The organism is Enterobacter ludwigii (assembly GCF_001750725.1).
GTDB lineage: Bacteria > Pseudomonadota > Gammaproteobacteria > Enterobacterales > Enterobacteriaceae > Enterobacter > Enterobacter ludwigii.
The window spans coordinates 3,987,552-4,010,769 of sequence record NZ_CP017279.1 but is presented as its reverse complement, the minus strand read 5'-3'; the positions used below and the strand labels follow the sequence as shown (position 1 = coordinate 4,010,769).

Annotated in this window: 21 protein-coding genes; 2 read left to right on the top strand and 19 right to left on the bottom strand. The window is 53.6% G+C overall.

Features of this window, described 5'->3' with window-relative positions; genetic code table 11:
* Positions 1 to 50: 50 nt before the first annotated feature.
* A complete protein-coding gene (locus BH714_RS18830) occupies positions 51 to 251 on the top strand; it encodes a YaeP family protein (RefSeq protein ID WP_014168721.1) in 201 nt (66 codons plus the stop codon).
* Positions 238 to 498, top strand: coding sequence for a Rho-binding antiterminator (gene rof / locus BH714_RS18825; protein WP_014168720.1), 261 nt, complete (start codon positions 238 to 240; stop codon positions 496 to 498). Before BH714_RS18830 ends, rof begins: the two co-directional genes overlap by 14 nt.
* A 28-nt stretch (positions 499 to 526) precedes the next feature.
* Here rof and tilS read toward each other — a convergent pair whose 3' ends face one another.
* The 19 genes from tilS to tsf all read right to left on the bottom strand — a co-directional run bounded on the left by tilS (position 527) and on the right by tsf (position 23,164).
* Positions 527 to 1,813 (bottom strand): tRNA lysidine(34) synthetase TilS, encoded by a 1,287-nt coding sequence (gene tilS / locus BH714_RS18820; RefSeq protein ID WP_040018669.1) that lies wholly within the window; start codon positions 1,811 to 1,813, stop codon positions 527 to 529.
* Positions 1,814 to 1,870: 57 nt separating this feature from the next.
* Positions 1,871 to 2,260 (bottom strand): VOC family protein, encoded by a 390-nt coding sequence (locus BH714_RS18815; protein WP_014168718.1) that lies wholly within the window; start codon positions 2,258 to 2,260, stop codon positions 1,871 to 1,873.
* A 65-nt stretch (positions 2,261 to 2,325) separates the two neighbouring features.
* Entirely contained in the window at positions 2,326 to 4,458 is a 2,133-nt protein-coding gene (locus tag BH714_RS18810) for a lysine decarboxylase LdcC (RefSeq protein WP_014168717.1), read from the bottom strand.
* 100 nt (positions 4,459 to 4,558) lie between these two features.
* Positions 4,559 to 5,518: an acetyl-CoA carboxylase carboxyl transferase subunit alpha gene (gene accA, locus BH714_RS18805; protein ID WP_014168716.1), complete on the bottom strand. Its 960-nt coding sequence runs from the start codon at positions 5,516 to 5,518 to the stop codon at positions 4,559 to 4,561.
* Between the two features lie 12 nt (positions 5,519 to 5,530).
* Positions 5,531 to 9,013 carry a DNA polymerase III subunit alpha gene (gene dnaE, locus BH714_RS18800; RefSeq protein WP_014168715.1) on the bottom strand — a complete coding sequence of 1,161 codons (3,483 nt, stop codon included), beginning with the start codon at positions 9,011 to 9,013 and terminating at the stop codon, positions 5,531 to 5,533.
* Between the two features lie 38 nt (positions 9,014 to 9,051).
* The gene (gene rnhB, locus BH714_RS18795; RefSeq protein WP_040018668.1) at positions 9,052 to 9,648 is read right to left on the bottom strand and encodes a ribonuclease HII; all 597 of its coding nucleotides are present in this window, start codon (positions 9,646 to 9,648) and stop codon (positions 9,052 to 9,054) included.
* Positions 9,645 to 10,793, bottom strand: a complete 1,149-nt coding sequence (gene lpxB, locus BH714_RS18790; protein ID WP_040018667.1) for a lipid-A-disaccharide synthase — start codon at positions 10,791 to 10,793, stop codon at positions 9,645 to 9,647. The genes rnhB and lpxB overlap by 4 nt, the downstream gene beginning before the upstream one ends.
* Entirely contained in the window at positions 10,793 to 11,581 is a 789-nt protein-coding gene (gene lpxA / locus BH714_RS18785) for an acyl-ACP--UDP-N-acetylglucosamine O-acyltransferase (RefSeq protein WP_040018666.1), read from the bottom strand. Before lpxA ends, lpxB begins: the two co-directional genes overlap by 1 nt.
* A gap of 3 nt (positions 11,582 to 11,584) precedes the next feature.
* Positions 11,585 to 12,040: a 3-hydroxyacyl-ACP dehydratase FabZ gene (gene fabZ, locus BH714_RS18780; protein ID WP_010426706.1), complete on the bottom strand. Its 456-nt coding sequence runs from the start codon at positions 12,038 to 12,040 to the stop codon at positions 11,585 to 11,587.
* 103 nt (positions 12,041 to 12,143) lie between these two features.
* A complete protein-coding gene (gene lpxD / locus BH714_RS18775; RefSeq protein WP_040018665.1) occupies positions 12,144 to 13,169 on the bottom strand; it encodes a UDP-3-O-(3-hydroxymyristoyl)glucosamine N-acyltransferase in 1,026 nt (341 codons plus the stop codon).
* A 3-nt stretch (positions 13,170 to 13,172) separates the two neighbouring features.
* On the bottom strand, positions 13,173 to 13,667 hold the full coding sequence (skp, locus tag BH714_RS18770; RefSeq protein ID WP_020882619.1) for a molecular chaperone Skp: 495 nt from the start codon (positions 13,665 to 13,667) through the stop codon (positions 13,173 to 13,175).
* Positions 13,668 to 13,789: 122 nt separating this feature from the next.
* The gene (gene bamA, locus BH714_RS18765; RefSeq protein WP_014168707.1) at positions 13,790 to 16,207 is read right to left on the bottom strand and encodes an outer membrane protein assembly factor BamA; all 2,418 of its coding nucleotides are present in this window, start codon (positions 16,205 to 16,207) and stop codon (positions 13,790 to 13,792) included.
* Positions 16,208 to 16,238: 31 nt separating this feature from the next.
* Positions 16,239 to 17,591, bottom strand: a complete 1,353-nt coding sequence (rseP, locus tag BH714_RS18760) for a sigma E protease regulator RseP (protein WP_040018664.1) — start codon at positions 17,589 to 17,591, stop codon at positions 16,239 to 16,241.
* A gap of 11 nt (positions 17,592 to 17,602) precedes the next feature.
* Positions 17,603 to 18,460, bottom strand: coding sequence for a phosphatidate cytidylyltransferase (gene cdsA, locus BH714_RS18755; RefSeq protein WP_014168705.1), 858 nt, complete (start codon positions 18,458 to 18,460; stop codon positions 17,603 to 17,605).
* A 12-nt stretch (positions 18,461 to 18,472) separates the two neighbouring features.
* A complete protein-coding gene (gene ispU / locus BH714_RS18750; protein ID WP_014168704.1) occupies positions 18,473 to 19,231 on the bottom strand; it encodes a (2E,6E)-farnesyl-diphosphate-specific ditrans,polycis-undecaprenyl-diphosphate synthase in 759 nt (252 codons plus the stop codon).
* 186 nt (positions 19,232 to 19,417) lie between these two features.
* Entirely contained in the window at positions 19,418 to 20,617 is a 1,200-nt protein-coding gene (gene ispC, locus BH714_RS18745; protein WP_020882617.1) for a 1-deoxy-D-xylulose-5-phosphate reductoisomerase, read from the bottom strand.
* A 95-nt stretch (positions 20,618 to 20,712) separates the two neighbouring features.
* On the bottom strand, positions 20,713 to 21,270 hold the full coding sequence (frr, locus tag BH714_RS18740) for a ribosome recycling factor (RefSeq protein ID WP_014168702.1): 558 nt from the start codon (positions 21,268 to 21,270) through the stop codon (positions 20,713 to 20,715).
* 166 nt (positions 21,271 to 21,436) lie between these two features.
* Positions 21,437 to 22,162 (bottom strand): UMP kinase, encoded by a 726-nt coding sequence (gene pyrH / locus BH714_RS18735; protein ID WP_003856194.1) that lies wholly within the window; start codon positions 22,160 to 22,162, stop codon positions 21,437 to 21,439.
* Between the two features lie 150 nt (positions 22,163 to 22,312).
* The gene (tsf, locus tag BH714_RS18730) at positions 22,313 to 23,164 is read right to left on the bottom strand and encodes a translation elongation factor Ts (protein WP_008501911.1); all 852 of its coding nucleotides are present in this window, start codon (positions 23,162 to 23,164) and stop codon (positions 22,313 to 22,315) included.
* Between the last annotated feature and the right edge of the window lie 54 nt (positions 23,165 to 23,218).

The window sequence follows — 23,218 nt, the reverse complement described above, 5'->3', positions numbered from 1 at the left end:
GTAGGCTTAATGATATCTCACAGTAAGTCAGTGCGCTGGCGGGAGGGGATGTGAATAATTATTGTGAGTTAATTCGCAAACGGTATGCGGAAATCGCCAGCGGAGATCTGGGGTATGTCCCGGACGCGTTGGGCTGTGTATTGAAAGTGCTTAATGAAGTGGCCTCTGATGAGGGCCTTTCAGAATCGGTCAGGGAAAAAGCAGCGTATGCTGCGGCGAATTTACTGGTGAGCGATTATGTCAATGAATGAAACTTATCAACCCATCAATTGTGATGACTATGACAACCTCGAACTCGCCTGCCAGCATCATTTAATACTGACGCTGGAGCTAAAAGATGGCGAAGTGTTGAAGGCAAAAGCCAGCGACCTGGTTTCGCGAAAGAATGTGGAATATCTGATAGTGGAAGATGCCGGGGCGACGCGTGAGCTACGTCTGGACAAAATTGCCAGCTTCAGCCACCCGCAAATCGGCACCGTTGTGGTGAGCGAATCCTGATGACACTAACGGGCAGCCCGGCTGCCCGTTACGCTTTCCACTCAAACTGCACGCCCGTTTCTGCCCACCCCTCTTGCGTAATGAATACCCCTGCTGCAGCAATCAGCGTTTCACCGTAGAAAAGTAGCGGCGTGGTATCGCGTCGCCAGGGCGGCACATTGCTCTCCTGCCAGATTTTCTTCAGCTTCCGCCCTCCGTTGCGCCCGACAATATGCAGCAGACCGCCCGCCTTAAAGCGCACGGTTACTGGCTCCCCGGGTTCAGGCAGACGCACATGGCCGGTTGGCACCAGAGACACACGCCCGGCATCACAGGGCAACAGCAGCGGTTCCGCAAGCGACGGCCAGTCGAGCACCCTGTCGGCAAGCGAGGGGGATGATTTAACCCACCAGAGCGCCCCTTTATAGCGTCTGACGTCGAAACCGTTCAGGTGCACACACGGCGTAGCATCTTCCCGTGCCAGGGCGACTTCATCCCAGAGACGAGCCAGCATTGCCCGCGACGGCATAGCGGCACCGTGAGAGGCCAGCCAGCGTCGTAACAATGCGGCCCGACGCGCCGGGCTCATTGCTTCCAGCGGTGCGATGGTAAGCGATCCCTGTGCGGTAATCAGTTCCGCCAGCTCTTCGCTCAGCAGCTCATCCAGCAGACTCTCCTGTTCAGCGCACAACATGGCGCTGCGTGCTGCCGCTTCTGCAAAGTGCGGCCAGCGCTCGCTCAGAAGCGGTACGACACGCAGACGCAGGAAGTTACGGTCATAGCGGTCATCCTGGTTGCTTTCATCTTCAATCCAGCTCAGCCCGTGTTCCCGTGCCCACGTTTCCAGCGAGGCTCGCGTCTCGCCAAGCAGTGGGCGAAGGAGGTGCGATCCGGCGAAATCAGCCCGTTCTGGCATCGCGGATAACCCCGCCGGGCCGCTTCCTCGTTTGAGGGCCAGTAATAACGTCTCGCACTGGTCATCGAGATGCTGCGCCGTGACCAGCGCTTCGTCAGGCTGTAATTCAGCGGCAAAAGCGGCATAGCGTGCTTTACGCGCCTGCGCCTCAATGCCCAGCCCCTCATCATGGAGATGTACACGTTCAACAGTCAGCGGGATCGTCCATGCTGCACACACCGCCTCGCAGTGTGCCACCCACGCATCCGCGTGCGGGCTTAACCCGTGATGAATGTGCATCGCCCGAAGCTGAATATCAGGCTCGTTGTCACGCCAGAGTTTGAGACGGTGGAGCAGAACGGTGGAATCCAGGCCACCGCTAAACCCCACCAGCAGCTGGCGGTACGGTGAAACGGCTTGAGCAATCGCGGGTAGGGTCATAGAAAATCACACATAAAAATGCCCGAACTGAGCGGGCATTATCACACAGGGTGGAAATTACTGCTGGTAAAGCTCCAGCGGAAGGCCATCCGGATCGTTGAAAAAGGTAAAACGCTTGTCGGTGAACGGGTCGATACGAATCGCTTCGCACTTCACGCCGTGGGTCTCCAGATGTTTTACGGCGCGATCAATGTCGTCGACGCTAAAGGCAAGGTGGCGCAGGCCGCAGGCTTCCGGGCGGGACGGACGTGCTGGCGGAAAAGGAAAAGAGAACAGCTCAATCACATATTGCCCGTTTAAAGCGAGATCGCCTTTCCAGGAGTCACGCTCCTCACGGTAAGCCTCGCTTAACAACGTAAAGCCCAGAATATCGCAGTAGAAGGCCTTACTTTTTGCGTAATCGGTGGCAATGATCGCAATATGGTGAACCTGTTTTAAACCCAGCATAGCTTCTCCTTTTTATGATGCCTGAACGTTACAACCGACACCCCGGGCCTGGCAAGCTGTCGCCCTTATTTTAGGACTCGCACCCAGTAAACCCCTTGCTCATCGCGCTTCGCCCCGTGAATATCAGTCTCAAAGCCCGGATAGTGGCGCCCCACTGAGCAAAGCATCAGCAGAAAATCGAGCACCGCCCGACTCTCTTCGGTGATCATCTCCCCCGGCATCAACAACGGTACGCCCGGCGGATAAGGCAGGATCATGTTAGCCGACACGCGCCCGACCAGATTTTCCAGCTCAACGGTTTCAACCTCCCCTTTCACCTGACGTTGCCAGGCCTTGTGTGGGGTCAACTTCATCTCCGGTAGCACGTCAAACGCCTGCAGCATCAGGCGCGGCAGATCGTGCTGACGGATCAGCCGATGGATCCCCTGGGCCAGATCCTGAATACGCATATTGCGGTAGAAGTCAGGATCTTCAGCATAAAGATCCGGCAGCATATTTTTCACCCGCAGGTTGAGATCGTAAGCGCGCTTAAACTCCATCAGTCCGCGCAATAAGCCCATCGCACGGGTTTTATCAATCCCAATACTGAACAGGAACAAGAGGTTATACGGGCCGGTTTTCTCCACCACTACGCCACGTTCATCAAGGAATTTTGCCACCAGAGCAGCAGGAATGCCTTCGTCACTCATCGTGCCTTGTTCGTCCATCCCCGGCGTCAGGATCGTTACCTTCACCGGGTCGAGGAACATATGGTCGGCGTCGGCATCGCGAAAACCGTGCCAGCTCTCGCCAGGTGAGACAGGCCAGCACTCGGCCTCATCAATCTCTTCGGGTTGCCAGATATCGAAGAACCAGCCGTCTGCTTCATCTTTAAGCCGCTGGACTTCTTTACGGAAATGCAGCGCCCGCTCCACAGACCGATTGATCAGACGCTTGCCCGGATTCCCACGCAGCATTGCCGCCGCCGTTTCAATAGAGGCCACCAGCGGATAGCTTGGCGAGGTGGTGGTGTGCATCATAAAGGCTTCGTTAAACGTCTCTTCGTCGTACTCGCCTTTGATGTGAATAAGCGAGGCCTGAGAAAACGCGGCCAGCATTTTGTGCGTCGACTGCGTTTCGAAAAACACTTTGCCCGGCACGCGCTCACCGCTCATGCCGCTTTTTCCCGCGTAAATCGGGTGAAAGTTGGTGTATGGCACCCACGCGGAGTCAAAGTGGATCGACGGCACATCCAGCGTCTGCTTAATCCAGTTGGTGTTATAGAGCAGACCGTCATAGGTGGAGTTAGTGATGACCGCATGGATCGGCCAGCTTGCCCCCGGGATCGCCGCGACCTTATGTTCAATCGCGGCGTGGCTAAATTCACGACGCGGGATCCCGCCGAGGATCCCAAGCGCGTTTCGCGTCGGGGAGAGCCATAACGGCACGACATCGCTCATCATCAGCAAATGAGCCAGCGACTTGTGGCAGTTACGGTCAATCAGCAAGGTGCTGCCGGCGGGTGCGGCGTACATTCCGACGATTTTGTTTGATGTCGAGGTGCCGTTGGTCACCATATAACTCTGCTCGGCCCCAAAAGTCCGGGCAATGTATTCTTCAGCTTCCAGGTGCGGTCCGGTGTGATCGAGCAGCGATCCGAGTTCAGTGACGGAAATCGACACGTCCGCTTTGAGCGTGTTGCCCCCGAAGAAATCATAGAACAAACAACCCACCGGGCTTTTTTGATAGGCCGTCCCTGCCATATGGCCAGGCGTGCAGAAGGTGTATTTGCCTTCTTTGACGTAAGTGAACAGCGCGCGGGTAAACGGTGGCGTGATGTTATCGAGATATTCACCGGTGTACTGTTGAATACGGGTCGCAATATCTTCCGCGACACCGAGTGAGTATTCAAAGAACCACAGCGCCATTCGCATATCATGAGCGCTCACGTCCATTGTCGAGTGGGTATTAATAAAAGCGTACAGCGGGAGATATTCGTTCAGCTTATTGATATCGCTGCACAACTCCATGTCGTACTCGTCCCAGTCGAAGATCACGCCACAGATGCGAGGGTTGTGCTCGATAAATTTCAGCAGGTCGGCGCTATTGTGCGGCCAAATCAGCTGGTACCCGCGGGACTGAAGGGCGTGCTCCAGCTCCTTAATGGGCTCGTCTTTATAAAAGACGCCGTGCGGCCCCATAATGGCGATGATGTTCACGGTTTACCTCCTTGAAAAACATTAGCTAAGCATAGTTAAGGTAAACGGCAGGCATAAAAAAAGCCGCAACAATGTGCGGCTTTTAGGATAATTGTGAAGCTTACGCGTAACCGTAGGTCATCAGACGCTGGTAACGACGGTTGAGCAGATCTTCTGTGCTCAGGACATCCAGGTCCGCCAGGTCTGCCAGCAGCTGCGCTTTCAGGGAAGCCGCCATCACTTCCGGCTTACGATGCGCGCCGCCCAGAGGTTCAGGGATCACGGAGTCGATCAGCTTCAGCTCTTTCAGACGTGGGGCAATGATGCCCATCGCTTCTGCAGCCAGAGGCGCTTTATCGGCGCTCTTCCACAGAATAGAGGCACAACCTTCCGGGGAGATAACGGAATAGGTGCTGTACTGCAGCATATTCACTTTATCGCCCACGCCAATCGCCAGCGCACCACCGGACCCCCCTTCACCGATAACGGTACAGATGACCGGCACCTTCAGGCGAGACATCTCGCGAAGGTTACGCGCGATGGCTTCTGACTGGCCACGCTCTTCCGCGCCCACGCCAGGATACGCACCCGGGGTGTCGATGAAGGTGATGATGGGCATCTTGAAACGCTCAGCCATCTCCATCAGACGCAGGGCTTTACGATAGCCTTCTGGTGCCGGCATACCAAAGTTACGACGAATTTTCTCTTTGGTTTCACGGCCTTTCTGATGACCAATGATCATCACCGGGCGCCCGTCCAGACGTGCGATGCCGCCGACGATAGCTTTGTCGTCAGCGTAAGCGCGATCGCCTGCCAGTTCGTCAAATTCGTCAAACGCCAGGCGGACATAATCCAGGGTGTACGGACGCTGTGGATGACGCGCCAGCTGGGCGATCTGCCATGCGCCGAGATCGGCAAAGATTTTGCGCGTCAGTTCTACGCTTTTCTCACGCAGACGATGCACTTCTTCATCGATGTTAATATCCAGTTTTTCATCCTGACGGCTTACCGCTGTCAGAGAATCGATTTTCGCTTCCAGCTCAGCAATCGGCTGTTCGAAATCAAGGAAATTCAGACTCATAGTATTCCTGTATTAGTCAAACTCCAGTTCCACCTGCTCCGAACCAATGAGGCCACGGAGATCGTTAAGTAAACGATCGCTCGGAGAGACACGCCACGTTGCACCAAAGCGCAACCGCGCACGTGCATCCGCCCTCTGATAGTAGAGATGTACTGGAATTGTCCCCGAGCGGTGGGGTTCCAGAGACTGACGGAGTCGGTTTAAAAGCTGGTCATCAATTTGCCTGTCCGTCAGCGAGATAGCAAGCCCGCGAGCATATTTTTCCCGGGCTTCGTCAATGTCCATCACTTCGCGGGCGGTCATTTTAAGCCCCCCACTGAAGTCATCAAAGCTGACCTGTCCGCTGACGATAAGTATGCGGTCTTTTTCCAGCAAATGCTGGTATTTATCCAGCGCGTCGGTGAACAACATCACCTCCAGACGCCCGGAACGGTCATCCAACGTACAGATGCCGATACGATTGCCGCGCTTGGTGACCATAACCCTTGCAGCAATCACGAGCCCCGCAGCCGTGGTGATTTTACCACGTTCTGTCGGATGCATGTCTTTCAGCCTGTAGCCTCCGACATAGCGCTCAATTTCTTTGATGTACTGGGTGATGGGGTGCCCCGTCAGGTATAAACCTAACGTTTCACGCTCTCCATCCAGCACCACCTGTTCTGGCCACGGCTGGCAGCTGGCATAAGACTGCTCTATCTGCTCTGGCTCTTCTGCCAGTACGCCAAACATATCCGCCTGACCGATCGCTTCCGCTTTGGCGTGCTGATCCGCCGCTTTCAGCGCATCGCCGAGAGAGTTCATCAGCGCGGCACGATGCGGACCCAGCCTGTCGAACGCGCCGGACATGATCAGTTTTTCGAGCACGCGGCGGTTCAGTTTTTTGGTGTCCGTACGGGCGCAAAGATCGAACAACTCGCGGAAATAACCGCCGTTGTTACGCGCTTCGAGGATCGCCTCAATCGGGCCTTCACCCACGCCTTTGATCGCGCCAATCCCGTAAACAATTTCCCCGTGCTCGTTGACGTGGAAATGATAGAGACCGGAGTTGATATCCGGCGGCAGGATCTTAAGCCCCATGCGCCAGCACTCATCGACCAGGCCAACCACCTTCTCGGTGTTGTCCATATCGGCAGTCATAACCGCCGCCATAAATTCAGCAGGATAGTGCGCCTTCAGCCACAGCGTCTGGTAAGAGACCAAAGCATAGGCAGCAGAGTGGGATTTGTTAAATCCGTACCCGGCGAATTTCTCTACCAGGTCAAAGATTTTGATCGCCAGCTCGCCATCAATACCGTTTTTTCTTGCGCCTTCTTCGAAGGTGCCGCGCTGCTTGGCCATCTCTTCCGGCTTTTTCTTACCCATCGCACGACGCAGCATGTCCGCGCCGCCAAGGGTGTAGCCAGAGAGCACCTGGGCAATCTGCATAACCTGTTCCTGGTACAGGATAATGCCGTAGGTTGGCTCCAGAACGGGCTTCAGGCACTCGTGCTGCCACTGCACATCCGGATAGGAAATCTCTTCACGCCCGTGCTTACGGTCGATAAAGTTATCTACCATCCCTGACTGTAGCGGGCCCGGACGGAACAGGGCCACCAGTGCGATCATATCTTCGAAGCAGTCAGGCTGCAGGCGCTTAATCAAATCTTTCATGCCGCGGGATTCAAGCTGGAAGACGGCGGTGGTCTCCGAGCGCTGCAGCATGTCGAAACTTTTCTTATCATCAAGCGGGATGGCCGCGATATCCAGCGGCGGTTCGCCATTCTTCTCGCGACGGGCGTTGATCATCTCCAGCGCCCAGTTGATGATGGTGAGCGTACGCAGACCGAGGAAGTCAAACTTCACCAGCCCGGCGTATTCGACGTCGTTCTTGTCAAACTGGGTGACCGGATGCTGGCCCGCTTCATCGCAGTATAGCGGCGCAAAATCGGTGATTTTGGTCGGCGCGATAACCACCCCACCCGCATGCTTACCGGCGTTACGCGTGACGCCCTCCAGCTTACGGGCCATGTCGATCAGCGCTTTAACTTCTTCATCGGCTTCGTAGATTTCTGGCAGCTGTGGTTCAGCTTCAAACGCTTTTGCCAGCGTCATACCTGGGTCAGGTGGCACCAGTTTAGAGATACGATCGACAAAACCGTACGGATGCCCCAGTACACGGCCAACGTCGCGAATAACCGCTTTCGCTGCCATCGTACCGAAGGTAATAATCTGCGATACCGCGTCGCGGCCGTACATGTCCGCCACGTGTTCAATAACCTGGTCGCGTTTCTCCATGCAGAAGTCGACGTCGAAGTCGGGCATCGAGACACGTTCCGGGTTAAGGAAACGTTCGAACAGCAGGTCAAATTCCAGCGGGTCGAGGTCGGTAATTTTGAGTGCATAGGCCACCAGCGAGCCCGCACCGGAGCCACGCCCCGGTCCAACCGGTACGCCGTTATCTTTCGACCACTGGATAAACTCCATAACGATCAGGAAGTAGCCCGGGAAACCCATCTGGTTGATCACCTGGAGTTCAATATCCAGGCGCTCGTCATATTCTGGACGACGCTTTTTACGCTCTTCTTCATCCGGGAAGAGGAATTCCAGACGCTCTTCGAGGCCTTCTTTTGACTTCATGACCAGGAAGTCTTCCGTGGTCATGTCCCCGGTCGGGAACTGCGGCAGGAAGTATTCGCCAAGGCGCACGGTGACGTTACAGCGTTTGGCTATCTCAACGCTGTTCTCCAGCGCTTCCGGGATATCGGAGAAGAGTTCGCACATCTCTTCTTCATTGCGCATGTACTGCTGCGTCGAGTAGTTACGCGGACGTTTCGGATCGTCAAGCGTGAAGCCATCATGGATCGCGACGCGAATCTCATGCGCGTCAAAATCGCCAGGCTCAAGGAAACGCACGTCATTGGTTGCCACCACGGGCAGGCCGCGTTCTTCAGCCAGCGCAACCGCGGCGTGCAGGTAACTCTCTTCGTCCTGCCGACCGGTGCGGATCAGCTCAAGGTAGTAACGATCCGGGAAATGTTCTTCATAGAACGACACACACTGATCCACCAGCGCACTGTTGCCACGCAGCAGACATTTGCCGACATCACCCATACGGCCGCCGGAGATCAGCAGCAGCCCGTCGTTCAGCTCAGCCAGCCAGTCCCGGTCGATCCACGGCCCCAGTGCGCCATAGCCGCGCTGATAGGCTTTGGAGATAAGCAGAGTCAGGTTTTGATACCCTACGTTATTCATCGCTAACACGGAGATTTGCGTCAATTCATCGCCGATAAGATCGCTTTGGACGTGAAAATCCGCGCCAACGATGGGTTTCATCCCCGCGCCATGTGCCGCTCCGTAGAACTTCACCAGACCACACAGGTTGGTAAAATCGGTGATCGCCAGCGCAGGCATGCCAAGCGAGGCCGCCTTTTTTACCAGCGGCCCGGTCTTCGCCAGTCCATCGATCATGGAGTAGTCGCTATGCACCCGCAGGTGTACGAAACGTGGTTCAGCCATCTTCAGATTCCGCGTTACTTAATTGCTTGCGTATTGATTCAGGACACCAGTCCCAGCGCGCGTTTCACCGGGCCAAAGCTGCGTCGGTGATGTTCAGTTGCGCCATGTTCAGCCAGCCTTTCCAGATGAAAGGCCGTTGGATAACCCTTATGCTGGGCGAAGCCATACTGAGGGTAAGTGAGGTCCAGCGCGGCCATTTCGGCATCACGCGTCACTTTGGCAATGATAGAAGCCGCACTGATTTCTGCGACCCGGCTATCGCCTTTCACCACCGCCATTGACGGCATCGGCAATGCAGGGCAGCGGTTTCCGTCAATCAGGACATACTCCGGGGTAATGTTCAGACCCGCCACTGCACGCTGCATCGCCAGCATAGTGGCATGCAAAATATTGAGTTCGTCGATCTCATACGGCTCTGCACGCCCCAGACTCCAGGCCAGCGCCTTTTCCTGAATCTCACTAAACAGCGCCAGACGGCGCTTTTCAGACAATTTTTTAGAGTCGTTTAACCCGATAATCGGGCGAGCAGGATCGAGGATCACCGCAGCGGTCACCACTGCACCCACTAACGGGCCACGACCGACTTCGTCCACACCCGCCACGAGGTGGGTGTGAGGATAAATAAATTCCATCATTTTGCTAACTCCAGCACCGCTTCAGCCGCTTGTTCATCGGCATTACAGCGGATCTGCTGATGCAGTTCGCGGAACGTATCATGCATCTGGTGGCTGGTTTTGCCGTCGGCCAGTAGCGGTAACAACGCATCGGCCAGCGCCTGCGGCTCGCACTCATCCTGCAGAAGCTCTTTCACCAGCTCGCGCCCGGCAAGCAGGTTTGGCAGAGAGACATAATCCGTTTTCACCAGACGTTTCGCCAGCCAGAAGGTGAACGGCTTCATGCGATAGCCAACCACCATCGGGCACTTCGCCAGCATACACTCCAGCGCAGCGGTGCCCGAGGCCAGCAGTGCGGCGTCGCTTGCGACCATCGCCTCACGGCCCTTCCCGTCCAGCAGATGAACATGGAGATCCGGAGCAACGTCCGCCTTGATGCGCTCAAACTGCTCGCGACGTTTTGCATTCACCAGCGGCACAACCACTTCGAGGTCAGGATAGGTCTCGCGAAGGATTTGCGCCGTTTTCAGGAAGTCCGCGCTGAGCATCTCGACTTCTGCACCACGGCTGCCGGGCAGCAGTGCCAGACAGTGCGCATCATGGGGAATACCCAGCACATCGCGCGCCGCGTTTTTATCCGGATCCAGCGGCATTGCATCCGCCATGGTATGACCGATAAAACGGCACGGAACATTAAATTTGTCGTAAAACGCTTTTTCGAAAGGCAGAAAAGCCAGCACCAGGTTGGTTGACCGTCCGATTTTGAAAACGCGTTTCTGTCGCCACGCCCAGACGGACGGACTGACATAATGGATGGTTTTGATGCCCTTCTGCTTCAGATTCCCTTCGAGGGTAATGTTGAAATCCGGTGCATCGATACCGACAAACACATCGGGTTTGAGTTCGGTAAAGCGACGGGTGAGATCGGCACGAATGTGCAGCAGACGACGCAGGCGACCCAGCACCTCAACGATGCCCATCACGGCCAGCTCTTCCATTTCATACCAGGCTTCACAGCCTTCGGCCTGCATCAGCGGGCCAGCAACGCCTACAAAGCGCGCATTGGGTACCCGGGCCTTGAGCGCACGGATAAGACCTGCACCAAGAATATCGCCGGAGGTTTCTCCGGCGACCAGGGCTATCGTAAGCGGACGACTGTCGACCATTAACGAATCAGACCCCTTGTGGAACGGTCAAAGAACGTCATGAACTCGTTCACTTCAGAGTGCTTTTCCGCCAGCTCGGCAATTTCCGGCTTCGCCTCTTCCAGCGTTTTACCGCTACGGTACAACAGTTTGTACGCGTTGCGGATTGCAGTAATCGCTTCGCGGCTAAAGCCACGACGCTTGAGGCCTTCGATGTTCACGCCAAACGGCGTGGCATGGTTACCCTGCGCAATGACGAACGGTGGGACATCCTGCGCCACACCGGAGCATCCGCCGACCATCACGTGTGCACCAATGATGCAGAACTGATGGACTGCGGTCATGCCGCCAATAATTGCGAAATCATCTACCGATACGTGTCCTGCCAGCGTTGCGTTGTTGGCAAGAATACAGCGGTTACCTACCGTACAGTCGTGCGCGATATGCGCATTAACCATAAACAGGTTATCGCTGCCCACCTTCGTCAATCCACCACCCTGTACTGTTCCACGATGAATGGTGACGCTTTCGCGAATGCGGTTACGATCGCCGATTTCCAGACGGGTCGACTCACCAGCATATTTAAGATCCTGGTTTACTTCGCCGATGGAAGCGAACTGATAGATCTCGTTATTGCAGCCAATAGTCGTATGACCATTCACGACAACGTGAGATTTCAGTACTGTACCCTCACCAATTTCGACATGGGGTCCAACAATACAAAATGGGCCAATATGGACGTTAGCACCAATAATGGCACCGACTTCCACAATGGCGGTAGGATGAATAAAGGCGGATTTATCAATCACGTATCAAGACTCCCGGCTACGAGCACACATCATAGTCGCTTCGCAAACAACTTTGCCGTCAACCAGAGCTACGCCTTTGAAGCGAGTCAGGCCGCGACGCGTTTTTTCAAAAGTGACTTCCATGATCATCTGATCACCAGGCACGACAGGACGCTTGAAGCGCGCTTCATCGATACCCGCGAAGTAGTACAGCTCACCCGGCTCCAGTTTGCCCACGCTTTTAAACGCAAGAATACCGGTAGCCTGTGCCATCGCTTCCAGAATCAACACACCCGGGAAGATAGGTTTACCCGGGAAGTGTCCCTGGAAGAACGGCTCGTTCACGGAAACATTTTTCACTGCGCGCAGAAAACGACCTTCTTCAAAATCCAGCACACGGTCTACCAGCAAAAACGGGTAGCGGTGCGGCAGAAGTTCTAAAATCTCTTCAATATGCAGAGTATGAGTGTCAGTAGTCAAAATACTCTTCCTGTCAAAATGTACTGATAAAAATAATAACACGGCCTGCCGGTTTATAAGAAAGCCGACAGGCCGGGGAATATAGCATTAAACGGATGAACGCTTAGTCTTGTTGATCGATTTTGCGCTCAAGAGACTTGAGTCGCTTGCTCATATCATCAATATTCATCACCAGAGCAGCTGTTTTACGCCATACCTTGTTGGGTTGCAGCGGGATGCCAGAGGAATAGACGCCAGGTTCGGTGATAGGACGCATTACCATGCCCATTCCTGTCACGGTCACCTTGTCGCATATTTCCATATGGCCATTAATCACGCTCGCACCGCCGATCATGCAGTAACGGCCAATTTTCAGGCTGCCCGCCATGATAACGCCACCCGCAACCGCGGTATTGTCGCCAATCACAACGTTATGCGCAATCTGGCACTGATTATCGATGATAACACCATTGCCAATAATCGTATCGTCAAGTGCACCACGGTCAATGGTGGTACAAGCACCGATCTCAACACGATCGCCGATAATCACGCGACCAAGCTGTGGGATCTTAACCCAATTACCACGATCGTTAGCGTAGCCAAAGCCATCAGAACCAATCACTGTGCTGGACTGAATGAGGCAATTTTCGCCAATTTCTACTTCATGGTAAACAGACACGTTGGCCCATAAACGGGTCCCGGCGCCGATTTTCGTATTTTTCCCAACGAAGCAACCTGAACCAATGACAACGTTATCGCCCAGCACCACGCCAGATTCGATAACGGCATTTGCGCCAACTGCCACGTTGTGACCAAGCTGAGCCGTCGGATCAATCGCTGCACTGGCAGCAATGTCCTGCGCCGGCTGCGGCGTGGAATCAAGAATTTGTGCCATGCGTGCATACGTCAGGTAGGGATTTTTCACTACCAACGCGCTTCCAGTGGCAAACGGAAGATCGTCCTGCGTCAGAACAACAGCTGACGCCTGGCATTGAGCCAGTTGCTCACGGTACTTAGGGCTTACCATGAAGGTAATAGTGCCGGCTTTAGCAGATTGCATGGACGCAACAGCGGTGATGACGAGATCGCCATCACCGTGTAATTCTGCATCCAACTGCTGAGCTAAATCAGCCAGTCGAATTGAAGGCATTACTTATTTAACCTGTTTCAGAACATCAGCGGTGATGTCTTTAACATCGCTGCTGTTGAAAGCAACGGCATTCGCATCAACAACCAGATCGATGCTCTGATCGGCAGCAACTGCTTTAACAGCAGTCTGAATGCGAGTCACCAGCTTGCCACGCTCTTCGTTAGAACGACGCTGACGATCCTGCTCGAAAGCCTGCGCTTTCTGGGAGAACGTCTGACGCTGAGCCATTACGTCTTTTTCCAGTTTGCTACGGTCGCTCGCTTTCATGGTAGAACCATCACGCTGCAGACGCTGCATTTTGGACTGAAGATCGTTTTCCATACCCTGCAGTTCGCTTGCACGGCCTTTGAATTCGTTTTCCAGCGTCGCAGAAACACCTGTTTTCTGTGCAACCTGCTGGAACAAATTACCCATGTTGACGATTGCAATTTTGTCTGCTGCCTGAGCAGAGGTTGCCATCGCTAAACCGAGACCTGCAGCTAATAACCACTTTTTCACAATTAACTCCTTACCATCCCATTGGCACCAGAAGGTACCGTTCTTTGCGTGGCAAGGCGATCGTGTTACCGATCGCCAGTTGTCAGCGCTACACTGCCAACGCATTCCATTGCAGCGGATTATTACCAGGTTTTACCAATGTTAAACTGGAATTGCTCCGCTTTGTCTCCATCGTATTTCTTAAACGGCTGGGCGTAAGAGAAGACCAACGGCCCCAGCGGTGACATCCATTGTAATGCGATACCTGCAGACATGCGAATATTGCTCGGATCGCTGTAGTCTGGTACGCCTGCCGCACGCATCTGGGCAGTATTCTCCCAGTTGGTATCCCATACAGTACCGGCATCCCAGAAGATGGATGTACGGACTGAGTTTGCGTATTTATCACTGATGAACGGCGTTGGTGTGATGAACTCCAGGCTAGCAACGGCCATGGCGTTACCGCCCACCGCATCATCTGAGCTACAGACTTCAGAAGACGACGATTTATTACAGTTATCGGTGTCGTTACCGCCGTAATAGACCGCTTTCGGACCAATGTTGTTGGACTGGAAGCCACGGACGGTGCTGGAACCACCGGCATAGAAGTTCTCATAGAATGGCAGTTCTTTGCCACCTAAACCATCGCCATAGCCCCAACGGGTACGACCCAGGACTACCCACTTGTGGTCGTCATCAATTGGGAAGTAGGACGCGGTGTCCAGCGTTACCTTGTAGAACTCGTTATCAGACCCCGGAACGGTCACTTTACCGTTCAGGTTGACACGAGAACCTTCCGTCGGGAAGTAACCACGGTCGAGACGGTTATAGGTCCAGCCATAGTTGAAGGTGAAGTCATCAGCAGCAAAGCCGTTGTTGTCCCCATTTTTACTGGTTGACTGGCCAATAGAGTCCAGATAACGCCACATCGCCACCTGCGGTTGCATGTTGGACAGGTCGTTATGCACATAACCTAAACCAGCGCGCAGCGAGTTGTATTCGTTAACCGGGAAGCCGAGCGTGCCATCTACACCGTAGCTCTTGTTGGTGTAAGAAGACAGATCCGCGTCATCTGCTTTAAAGTCGTTATAGAAGATACGACCGCCCAGGCTCACACCATCTACGGTGAAGTATGGGTTGGTAACAGAGAACTCAGAGTAGGTCTGGTAGTCGTTTTTGGTACCGTTGATACCTACGGAGTAACCCGTACCCAGCCAGTTATCCTGCTGTACGCCGACCTGGAAGCTGACGCCACTTTCAGTACCGTAGCCCACACCGAAGTTAAAGCTACCGGTGTTACGCTCTTTGACTTTATAAACGACATCAACCTGATCCGGGCTGCCCGGAACACGCTGGGTATCGGTATCAACCGTTTCGAAATAGCCCAGACGGTTCAGACGCTCTTTACCCTGGTCAACAAGGTCGCTACCTAACCATGCGCCTTCCATCTGACGCATCTCGCGACGCAGGACAGAATCTTTGGAGGTGTCGTTACCTTCGAAGCGGATCTTACGCACGTAGAAACGGTTACCCGCATCAACGTTAACGTGAAGCTTCACAGTTTTATCCGCGTCGTTGATTTCAGGCTGAGTTTGTACACGCGGATAAGCATAACCATAGCGGCCGAGCAGCTTCTTAATGCTGTCTTCCATTTTGGTCACTTTAGACCCGCTATACAGCTCGCCCGGCTGAATTTTGGTCAGCGATTCGATCTCAGCAGAATGGCCTGCCAGGTTACCACTCACGTCAACACCAGAAAGCTTGTACTGATCGCCTTCTGTGATGTTAATCGTAATGTAGATGCCTTTCTTGTCTGGCGTCAGACTGACCTGAGTCGAGTCGATGTTGAAACGGGCATAACCGCGATCCAGATAGTAGCTGCGCAGGGTTTCAAGGTCGCCCGCCAGTTTCTGCTTCTGGTATTTACGATCGCCCACCACGTTCCACCATGGCACTTCGTCGCGCAGCTGGAACGTAGAGATCAGTTCATCGGTGCTGAACGCGTGGTTACCCACGATGTTGATCTGCTGGATCTTCGCAGAAACACCTTCCTGGAAGACCAGTTTCAGGTCAACACGGTTACGTGGCAACGGCGTCACAACCGCTTTCACGCTGGCACTGTATTTACCCACGCTGTAATAGAAATCTTCCAGACCTTTTTCTATGTCTGAAAGGGTTGTGCGGTCCAGGGATTCCCCCACACGTACGCCAGATGCTTCAAGGTTCTGCTTGAGCATGTCATCTTTCACCGACTTGTTGCCGGAGAAGGTGATACTGGCGATCGTCGGACGTTCTTTTACCTGAACCAGAAGCGTATCACCATCGCGCAGGACGCGGACATCCTCGAAGTTGCCAGTGGCAAACAGAGCACGGATGGTGTTACTGATGTCATCATCATTAACCGTATCGCCGGGGCGCACAGGCATACTGAGGAGGGCCGCACCAACGGCGACACGCTGAAGGCCTTCGAAATGAATGTCTTTCACTACGAACCCGTCAGCACCGTATACGGTGGCGCTGCTAAACAGCAGCGACGCTATGAGCAACTTTTTCATCGCCATCGTTATTATGCGTTCTTCCTAACTAACTCTCTTACAACCGAGAGAAATCATTGAAAAGTGCAAGCCCCATTAACAGCACCAGCAAAATCGAGCCAATGCGATAACTAAAGTCTTGAACTCGCTCGGATACCGGCCCGCCTTTTAGCTTTTCAATCGCCAAAAACAGCAGATGACCCCCGTCTAAAACGGGAAGCGGGAACAGGTTGATTATCCCAAGGTTCACGCTAATGAGCGCAAGAAACATGAGATAGTAAATCACCCCGAATTCCGCTGACATCCCAGCCCCCTGAGCTATTGAAATTGGCCCACTGAGGTTGTTCAGTTTCACATCACCGGTTATCAATTTCCCCAACATGTTTACCGTCAGCTTCATCAGTTGCCATGTTTTATCCGTGGCTTCAAGGATGGCGCTGAACGGCCCATACTGGCGTATTGTCTTGTACTCATCTGGCAGCGGGATGACTTTCGGCACAACGCCTGCAAACCCTTCTGCCTTTTTGCCGACCGACTTCGTATCCGGAGTCAGCGTCAGCGAAAGCGGACTGCCCTGCCTTTCAACTTCCAGCGCGAGCGACGTGCCCGGATTATCGCGCACCAGAGTAACAAAGGTCATCCACTCTGTTAATGGTTGACCATCGACTTTAACGATCCTGTCGCCCGCTTGCAAACCTGCTTTGCTGGCAGCCGAGTTTGCCTGTACTTCGGCTAATACCGGCTCAATCTGCGCACCGCGTGGACGAATGCCCAGCGCAGAGACGGGATCTTCTTTGTCTGGCTCGAAACGCCAGTGACGTAAATCGAGCACTTTGTCCTGCCGCTGGTCAGAACCAAACTGCGACACGCTGAATGTTGTCTGCCGATCGCCAATTTTGGCTACCAGCTGCAGACGCACGGCATCCCAATCAGGGGTTTCGATGCCATCAATCGCTTTAAGTTCCATCCCCGGCGTAATTTGCGCACTCGCCGCGATGGAATCAGGCGCAATTTCACCCACAACCGGACGCACGCCAGGCACGCCGATGATAAACACCAGCCAGTAGGCGAAAACAGCAAAGATGAAGTTGGCTACCGGCCCGGCAGCGATGATGGCGGCGCGTTGTCCAACGGTTTTATTGTTGAATGCGCTGTGTCGTAGCTCAGGGGCGACAGGCTCAACGCGTTCGTCGAGCATCTTAACGTAGCCGCCAAGCGGGATAAGAGCGATGACAAATTCTGTGCCGTGGCGGTCAGTGCGCGTCCAGAGTGATTTACCAAAACCAATGGAAAACCGCTCTACCCGTACACCGCAACGGCGAGCAACCCAGAAATGGCCAAATTCATGCACGGTAATCAGTACACCCAGTGCAACAATGAACGCCGCCAGATTCCAGAGAATGCTCAGCATAAAACCTTCCGTTAAATCGTCCCGAATACCAGTAAAAGCAAGCACGCAAACACTGGAACAGCCGCTGTCAGGCTATCAATGCGATCCAGTATACCGCCATGTCCTGGAATCAGGTGTCCGCTGTCCTTAATCCCTGCTTCACGCTTAAACATACTTTCGGTTAAATCACCGAGTACCGAGGCCAGCGCAGCAAAAATAGAGCACACCAGCAGTATTGACGGTGCCACTTCCAGATTCGCCCAGACGCCATAGCCCCAGGAAATGATTGCTGCCGTAAACAGGCCGCCGATGAATCCTTGCCAGGTTTTGCCCGGAGACACTTTTGGCGCCAGTTTATGTTTGCCAAACAGTTTACCAAACATATAGGCCCCAGAGTCAGCCCCCCAGACGAGAATCATCACATAAAGCAGCCAGATCGCGCCGCTGTAGTGGTTTTCGTCATAGTGCCAGGCGCGCAGTGCGACCATACCCCAGAAAAAAGGAACAATTGTGAGCAGGCCAAAAATAAGACGCAACACTTTTGAATTACGCCAGAATGCCGCGGAACCTGGGTAAAAAAGCACCAACAGCAGCGCGGCAACCCACCAGCCCAGCGATATCCAAAGGGAACCGGCAACCAGCGGTTGATGAATATCATGGTGATATTCAGGCAAGGTAAACAGCATCAGGGCCAGGATAAAGCCACAGAGTACCGCCAGCCATACCCGCTGAGTGCGTGAGGTAAAGCCGCTAAACTGACCCCATTCCCACGCGGCGAGCATGCAGACCACCAGCGTCAAAATAGCGAATCCCACCGGGGGCAGTAAAAACAGCGCCGCAATGACAATGGGTATTAATACAAAAGCGGAAATCAGGCGATACTTCAGCAAAAGCTACCCCCATCAGGCTTTGTCGCCACCTGGCTCGGTGCCGCCGAAACGACGCTCTCGATTGGCAAAGGCATGCAGCGCACCTTCAAAGTCTTGTTCATCAAAATCGGGCCAAAGAACATCAGTAAAGTAAAGTTCGGCGTAGGCAATTTGCCACAGCAAAAAGTTACTGATGCGATGTTCTCCCCCTGTCCTAATTACCAAATCCACAGGTGCCAGTTCATTCATGCAGATTTGCTTACTCAGCGCCTCTTCATCAATTTGGTCGGGTCTCAACAGCCCTTCCTGAACCTGTTCGGCCAGATGCCGAACGCCCTGGATAATATCCCAGCGTCCACCGTAATTCGCCGCGATATTGAGCGTCAGACCGGTATTATTTTCAGTCAGCGCTTCTGCTTTACGAATCCGTTCCTGCAAACGTGAGTTAAAACGACTGGTTTCGCCGATAATACGCAGACGGACGTTGTGGCGGTGCAGGCTTTTAACTTCGCTATCGAGCGCCCACACAAACAATTCCATCAACGCGGTCACTTCCTGCGGCGGTCGATTCCAGTTTTCACTGCTAAAAGCATAGAGCGTTAACGCATCAATGCCGTTATTGGCGGCAAAAGAAACGGCGCGGCGAACAGATTTCGCCCCAGCTTTATGCCCAAAGGCTCGTATCTTCCCTTGTCTTTTCGCCCAGCGGCCGTTGCCATCCATAATGATTGCTACATGACGGCAGCCATGAGCTGGCAAGTTTTCGCTTATTGGTTGATTCGCAGACAACATAACGCGTTTTTGGTCCCTGAAAAGGATTTAACGGTACTCAGGAATACTGAAGCCTATACATAAAAAAGCCGTGTCAAACCACGGCTTACCTGACCACGTAAAGTCAAATACCTGCGATCAGGTGGCGCAGACTATATCACTGAAGCCCAACGCTAACAAATAGCACAACCACTAGTGCTTGCTTTATCACCAGCTTGCGAGGCGTGTCACCTGCTTACGTGCAATAACGCGAGCCTGTGCATCCACCGCCAGCACCTCTTCCACGCTTTGTGGTTCGCGCAAATCCATCATTTCCAGTACCGATAAATTCAACGTCGCAATATCGGTAAATCGGATCTGCTGATTCAGAAATGCCTCAACGGTAATTTCATTAGCTGCATTAAGTGCCGTCGTCGCCGCCTGCCCCTGGTCAAAGGCTTTCATCGCAAGCTTCAGACACGGATAACGATCGTAGTCCGGTTCGCTAAAGGTCAGTGAACTCAGCTTGCAAAAATCGAGCGGTTTTGCCCCGGACTTCACCCGATTCGGCCACGCCATGGCATGCGCGATAGGCGTGCGCATGTCCGGTTCGCCCAGTTGCGCAAGGACGCTGCCATCCTGATAGCGCACCATCGAGTGAATCACCGATTGCGGGTGGATCAGCACTTCCATCTGTTTCGCCGACGCATTGAACAGCCAGCGCGCTTCAATGTATTCCAGACCTTTGTTCATCATGGTGGCGGAGTCAACGGAGATTTTACGCCCCATTGACCAGTTCGGATGACGGCACGCCTGCTCAGGCGTCATTGCGCTCAGTTCAGACAGTGGCGTTTCACGGAACGGGCCACCTGACCCGGTAAGCAAAATCGATACAACGCCATTCTGCTCCAGGTCAGCGTACCCCAGGTTCTGTTGAAAAGGTTGCGGTAAACTCTGAAAAATCGCGTTGTGCTCGCTATCGACCGGTAAAAGACGCGCCCCGCGCTGCTTCACCGCCTCCATAAAGAGACGTCCGCAGGTCACCAGCGACTCTTTGTTAGCCAGCAGAACCTCTTTACCGGCATCAATAGCGGCAAGCGTCGGTAGCAGCCCTGCAGCCCCGACGATTGCCGCCATGACCTGATCAACCTCATCCAGCGCAGCCATGTCGCAGGCCGCCTGCTGGCCACTCAGGACCTCAGTACGACAGCCTTTCTCACGCAACTGCGCGGTGAGCAGGCGGGCGCTCTCTTCGTCATCCATAACCGCATAGCGAGGCGTAAACTCCAGGCACTGTTCGATCATACGCTGCACATTCTTACCGGCCACCAGCGCGGTCACGGTGTAATGTTCAGGATTATGGCGAACAACGTCGAGAGTGCTGCAACCGATAGAGCCGGTTGAGCCAAGGAGTGTTAAATGCTTCATGAGATGCCCGAAAAAAGTTAGACCAGATAAAAGCAAAACGCCGCCAGCAAGACCCGAAGTCCTTCTGAACGGCGTTTATCAGTGTACGACAGAAATCAGAACTGCATCAGTTCCGCTTCTTTATCTGCCAGCGCCGCATCAATTTTCTTGATCGCAGCATCCGTCATCTTCTGAATGTCGTCCTGAGAACGACGATCGTCATCTTCACTGATCTCTTTTTCTTTCAGCAGCGCTTTGAGTTTATCGTTCGCATCACGACGTACGTTACGCACGGATACGCGACCCTGCTCAGCTTCACCACGAACAACTTTGATCAGGTCTTTACGACGTTCTTCAGTCAGTGGAGGCAGTGGAACGCGAATGTCAGCGCCCGCAGAGCTTGGGTTCAGACCCAGGTCAGACGCCATGATCGCTTTCTCAACCGCTGGGCTCATAGAACGATCGAAGACGTTGATTTTCAGCGTACGGGTATCTTCAACGGTAACACTCGCCAGCTGACGCAGTGGCGTTGGCGTGCCGTAGTATTCTACGATGATGCCATCCAGCAGGCTTGGGGAAGCACGGCCAGTACGGATTTTGCTGATTTGGGTTTTGAACGCTTCTACGCATTTTTCCATGCGTACTTCAGCATCTTTTCTGATTTCGTTAATCACGTTACGAATCCTTGAAAACTTGTCTCAGGCAGACTATCCGCCAGCACAGCGCTACAGGTGTGCTAAGTATAGTCGCGTTTAATTCTGACAACGCCAAAGGCGCGCCCAGGTAAGATACCACTACAAAATAAAGCGGAATCTTACCTGTATTTATCGCCGACGGAAATTATTCCGTGATCAAAGTGCCTTCTTTTTCACCCATGACCACGCGACGCAGTGCGCCAGGTTTGTTCATGTTGAAGACACGGATCGGCAGTTTGTGGTCACGAGCCAGCGTAAAGGCGGCAAGATCCATCACTTTCAGCTCTTTTTCCAGCACTTCGCTGTAGCTCAGCTGATCGTACATGGTGGCAGACGGATCTTTTGCCGGGTCGGCAGTAAACACGCCATCCACTTTGGTCGCTTTCAGAACCACATCGGCTTCGATCTCGATACCGCGCAGGCAGGCAGCGGAATCGGTAGTAAAGAACGGGTTACCCGTACCGGCGGAGAGGATCACCACGCGGTTGTTGCGCAGCAGGCTAATCGCCTCTGCCCAGCTGTAGTTATCGCAGACGCCATTCAATGGGATTGCGGACATCAGGCGGGCGTTCACATAGGCGCGATGAAGCGCATCACGCATTGCCAGGCCATTCATCACGGTTGCCAGCATACCCATGTGGTCGCCCACAACGCGGTTCATCCCCGCTTTCGCCAGACCAGCACCACGGAAAAGGTTGCCACCGCCAATGACCACGCCAACCTGAATACCCAGTTCGACCAGTTCTTTGATTTCCTGTGCCATGCGGTCAAGGATGCTTGCGTCAATACCGAAGCCTTCCGATCCCTGCAGCGCTTCGCCACTCAGCTTAAGCAGAATGCGTTTGTACACGGGTTTTGCATTGGTAGCCATGTTTCTTTCCTGAGACTGTCAACGATTAAGATGGGGGTTAATTCTGGCGACATGATATGTCGCATATCAGCACAGGGATACTGGAGCCTGTCTGATTTCGTGTGACGGGTGACAAAAAGAAGCCGCCCTCAGGCGGCTCCTTTTCAATCATTAAGACTGCTTGGACATTGCAGCAACTTCTGCTGCGAAGTCAGTCTCAACTTTCTCGATGCCTTCGCCCACTTCGAAGCGGATGAAGCCAGTCACGTCAGCGTTGTGCTCTTTCAGCAGCTGAGCAACAGACTTGCTTGGATCCATAACGAATGGCTGGCCAGTCAGAGAAACTTCGCCGGTGAATTTCTTCATGCGGCCTTCAACCATTTTCTCTGCGATTTCTTTTGGCTTACCAGACTGCATCGCGATGTCCAACTGAACCTGGTACTCTTTCTCTACCACTTCAGCAGACACGTCTTCTGGCTTAACGAATTCTGGTTTGCTTGCAGCGATGTGCATAGCCAGCTGTTTAACCAGCTCTTCATCAGCGCCTTTAGCCGCAACCAGAACACCGATACGTGCACCGTGCTGGTATGAACCCAGAACGTCGCCTTCCAGAGAAGCAACACGACGGATGTTGATGTTCTCACCGATTTTAGCAACCAGAGCAACACGTTCTTCTTCGAACTGTGCTTTCAGAACTTCAACGTCAGTGATTTTGCCCGCAACAGCTGCGTCCAGAACTTTGTTAGCAAATGCCTGGAAACCACCATCTTTAGCAACGAAGTCAGTCTGGCAGTTAACTTCCAGGATGATGCCGTAGTTGCCGTCGATCTTGGTGATGATCACGCCGTCAGCAGCAACGTTGCCTGCTTTTTTAGCTGCTTTGATCGCACCGGATTTACGCATGTTTTCGATTGCCAGCTCGATGTCGCCGTTCGCTTCAGTCAGCGCTTTTTTGCAATCCATCATGCCTGCGCCAGTACGCTCGCGCAGCTCTTTTACCAGGGATGCGGTAATTTCAGCCATTCTTAAATCCTCGGGAGATGTGAACTGCCCGGCCTGCGGCCAAACAGTGTAAAT

Coding starts and splice junctions, on each gene's coding strand:
- rof (WP_014168720.1), top strand. CDS start 238: ATGTCAATGAATGAAACTTATCAACCCATCAATTGTGATGACTATGAC.
- tilS (WP_040018669.1), bottom strand. CDS start 1,813: ATGACCCTACCCGCGATTGCTCAAGCCGTTTCACCGTACCGCCAGCTG.
- BH714_RS18815 (WP_014168718.1), bottom strand. CDS start 2,260: ATGCTGGGTTTAAAACAGGTTCACCATATTGCGATCATTGCCACCGAT.
- accA (WP_014168716.1), bottom strand. CDS start 5,518: ATGAGTCTGAATTTCCTTGATTTCGAACAGCCGATTGCTGAGCTGGAA.
- dnaE (WP_014168715.1), bottom strand. CDS start 9,013: ATGGCTGAACCACGTTTCGTACACCTGCGGGTGCATAGCGACTACTCC.
- rnhB (WP_040018668.1), bottom strand. CDS start 9,648: ATGATGGAATTTATTTATCCTCACACCCACCTCGTGGCGGGTGTGGAC.
- lpxB (WP_040018667.1), bottom strand. CDS start 10,793: ATGGTCGACAGTCGTCCGCTTACGATAGCCCTGGTCGCCGGAGAAACC.
- lpxD (WP_040018665.1), bottom strand. CDS start 13,169: ATGCCTTCAATTCGACTGGCTGATTTAGCTCAGCAGTTGGATGCAGAA.
- bamA (WP_014168707.1), bottom strand. CDS start 16,207: ATGGCGATGAAAAAGTTGCTCATAGCGTCGCTGCTGTTTAGCAGCGCC.
- rseP (WP_040018664.1), bottom strand. CDS start 17,591: ATGCTGAGCATTCTCTGGAATCTGGCGGCGTTCATTGTTGCACTGGGT.
- ispU (WP_014168704.1), bottom strand. CDS start 19,231: ATGTTGTCTGCGAATCAACCAATAAGCGAAAACTTGCCAGCTCATGGC.
- ispC (WP_020882617.1), bottom strand. CDS start 20,617: ATGAAGCATTTAACACTCCTTGGCTCAACCGGCTCTATCGGTTGCAGC.
- pyrH (WP_003856194.1), bottom strand. CDS start 22,162: ATGGCTACCAATGCAAAACCCGTGTACAAACGCATTCTGCTTAAGCTG.
- tsf (WP_008501911.1), bottom strand. CDS start 23,164: ATGGCTGAAATTACCGCATCCCTGGTAAAAGAGCTGCGCGAGCGTACT.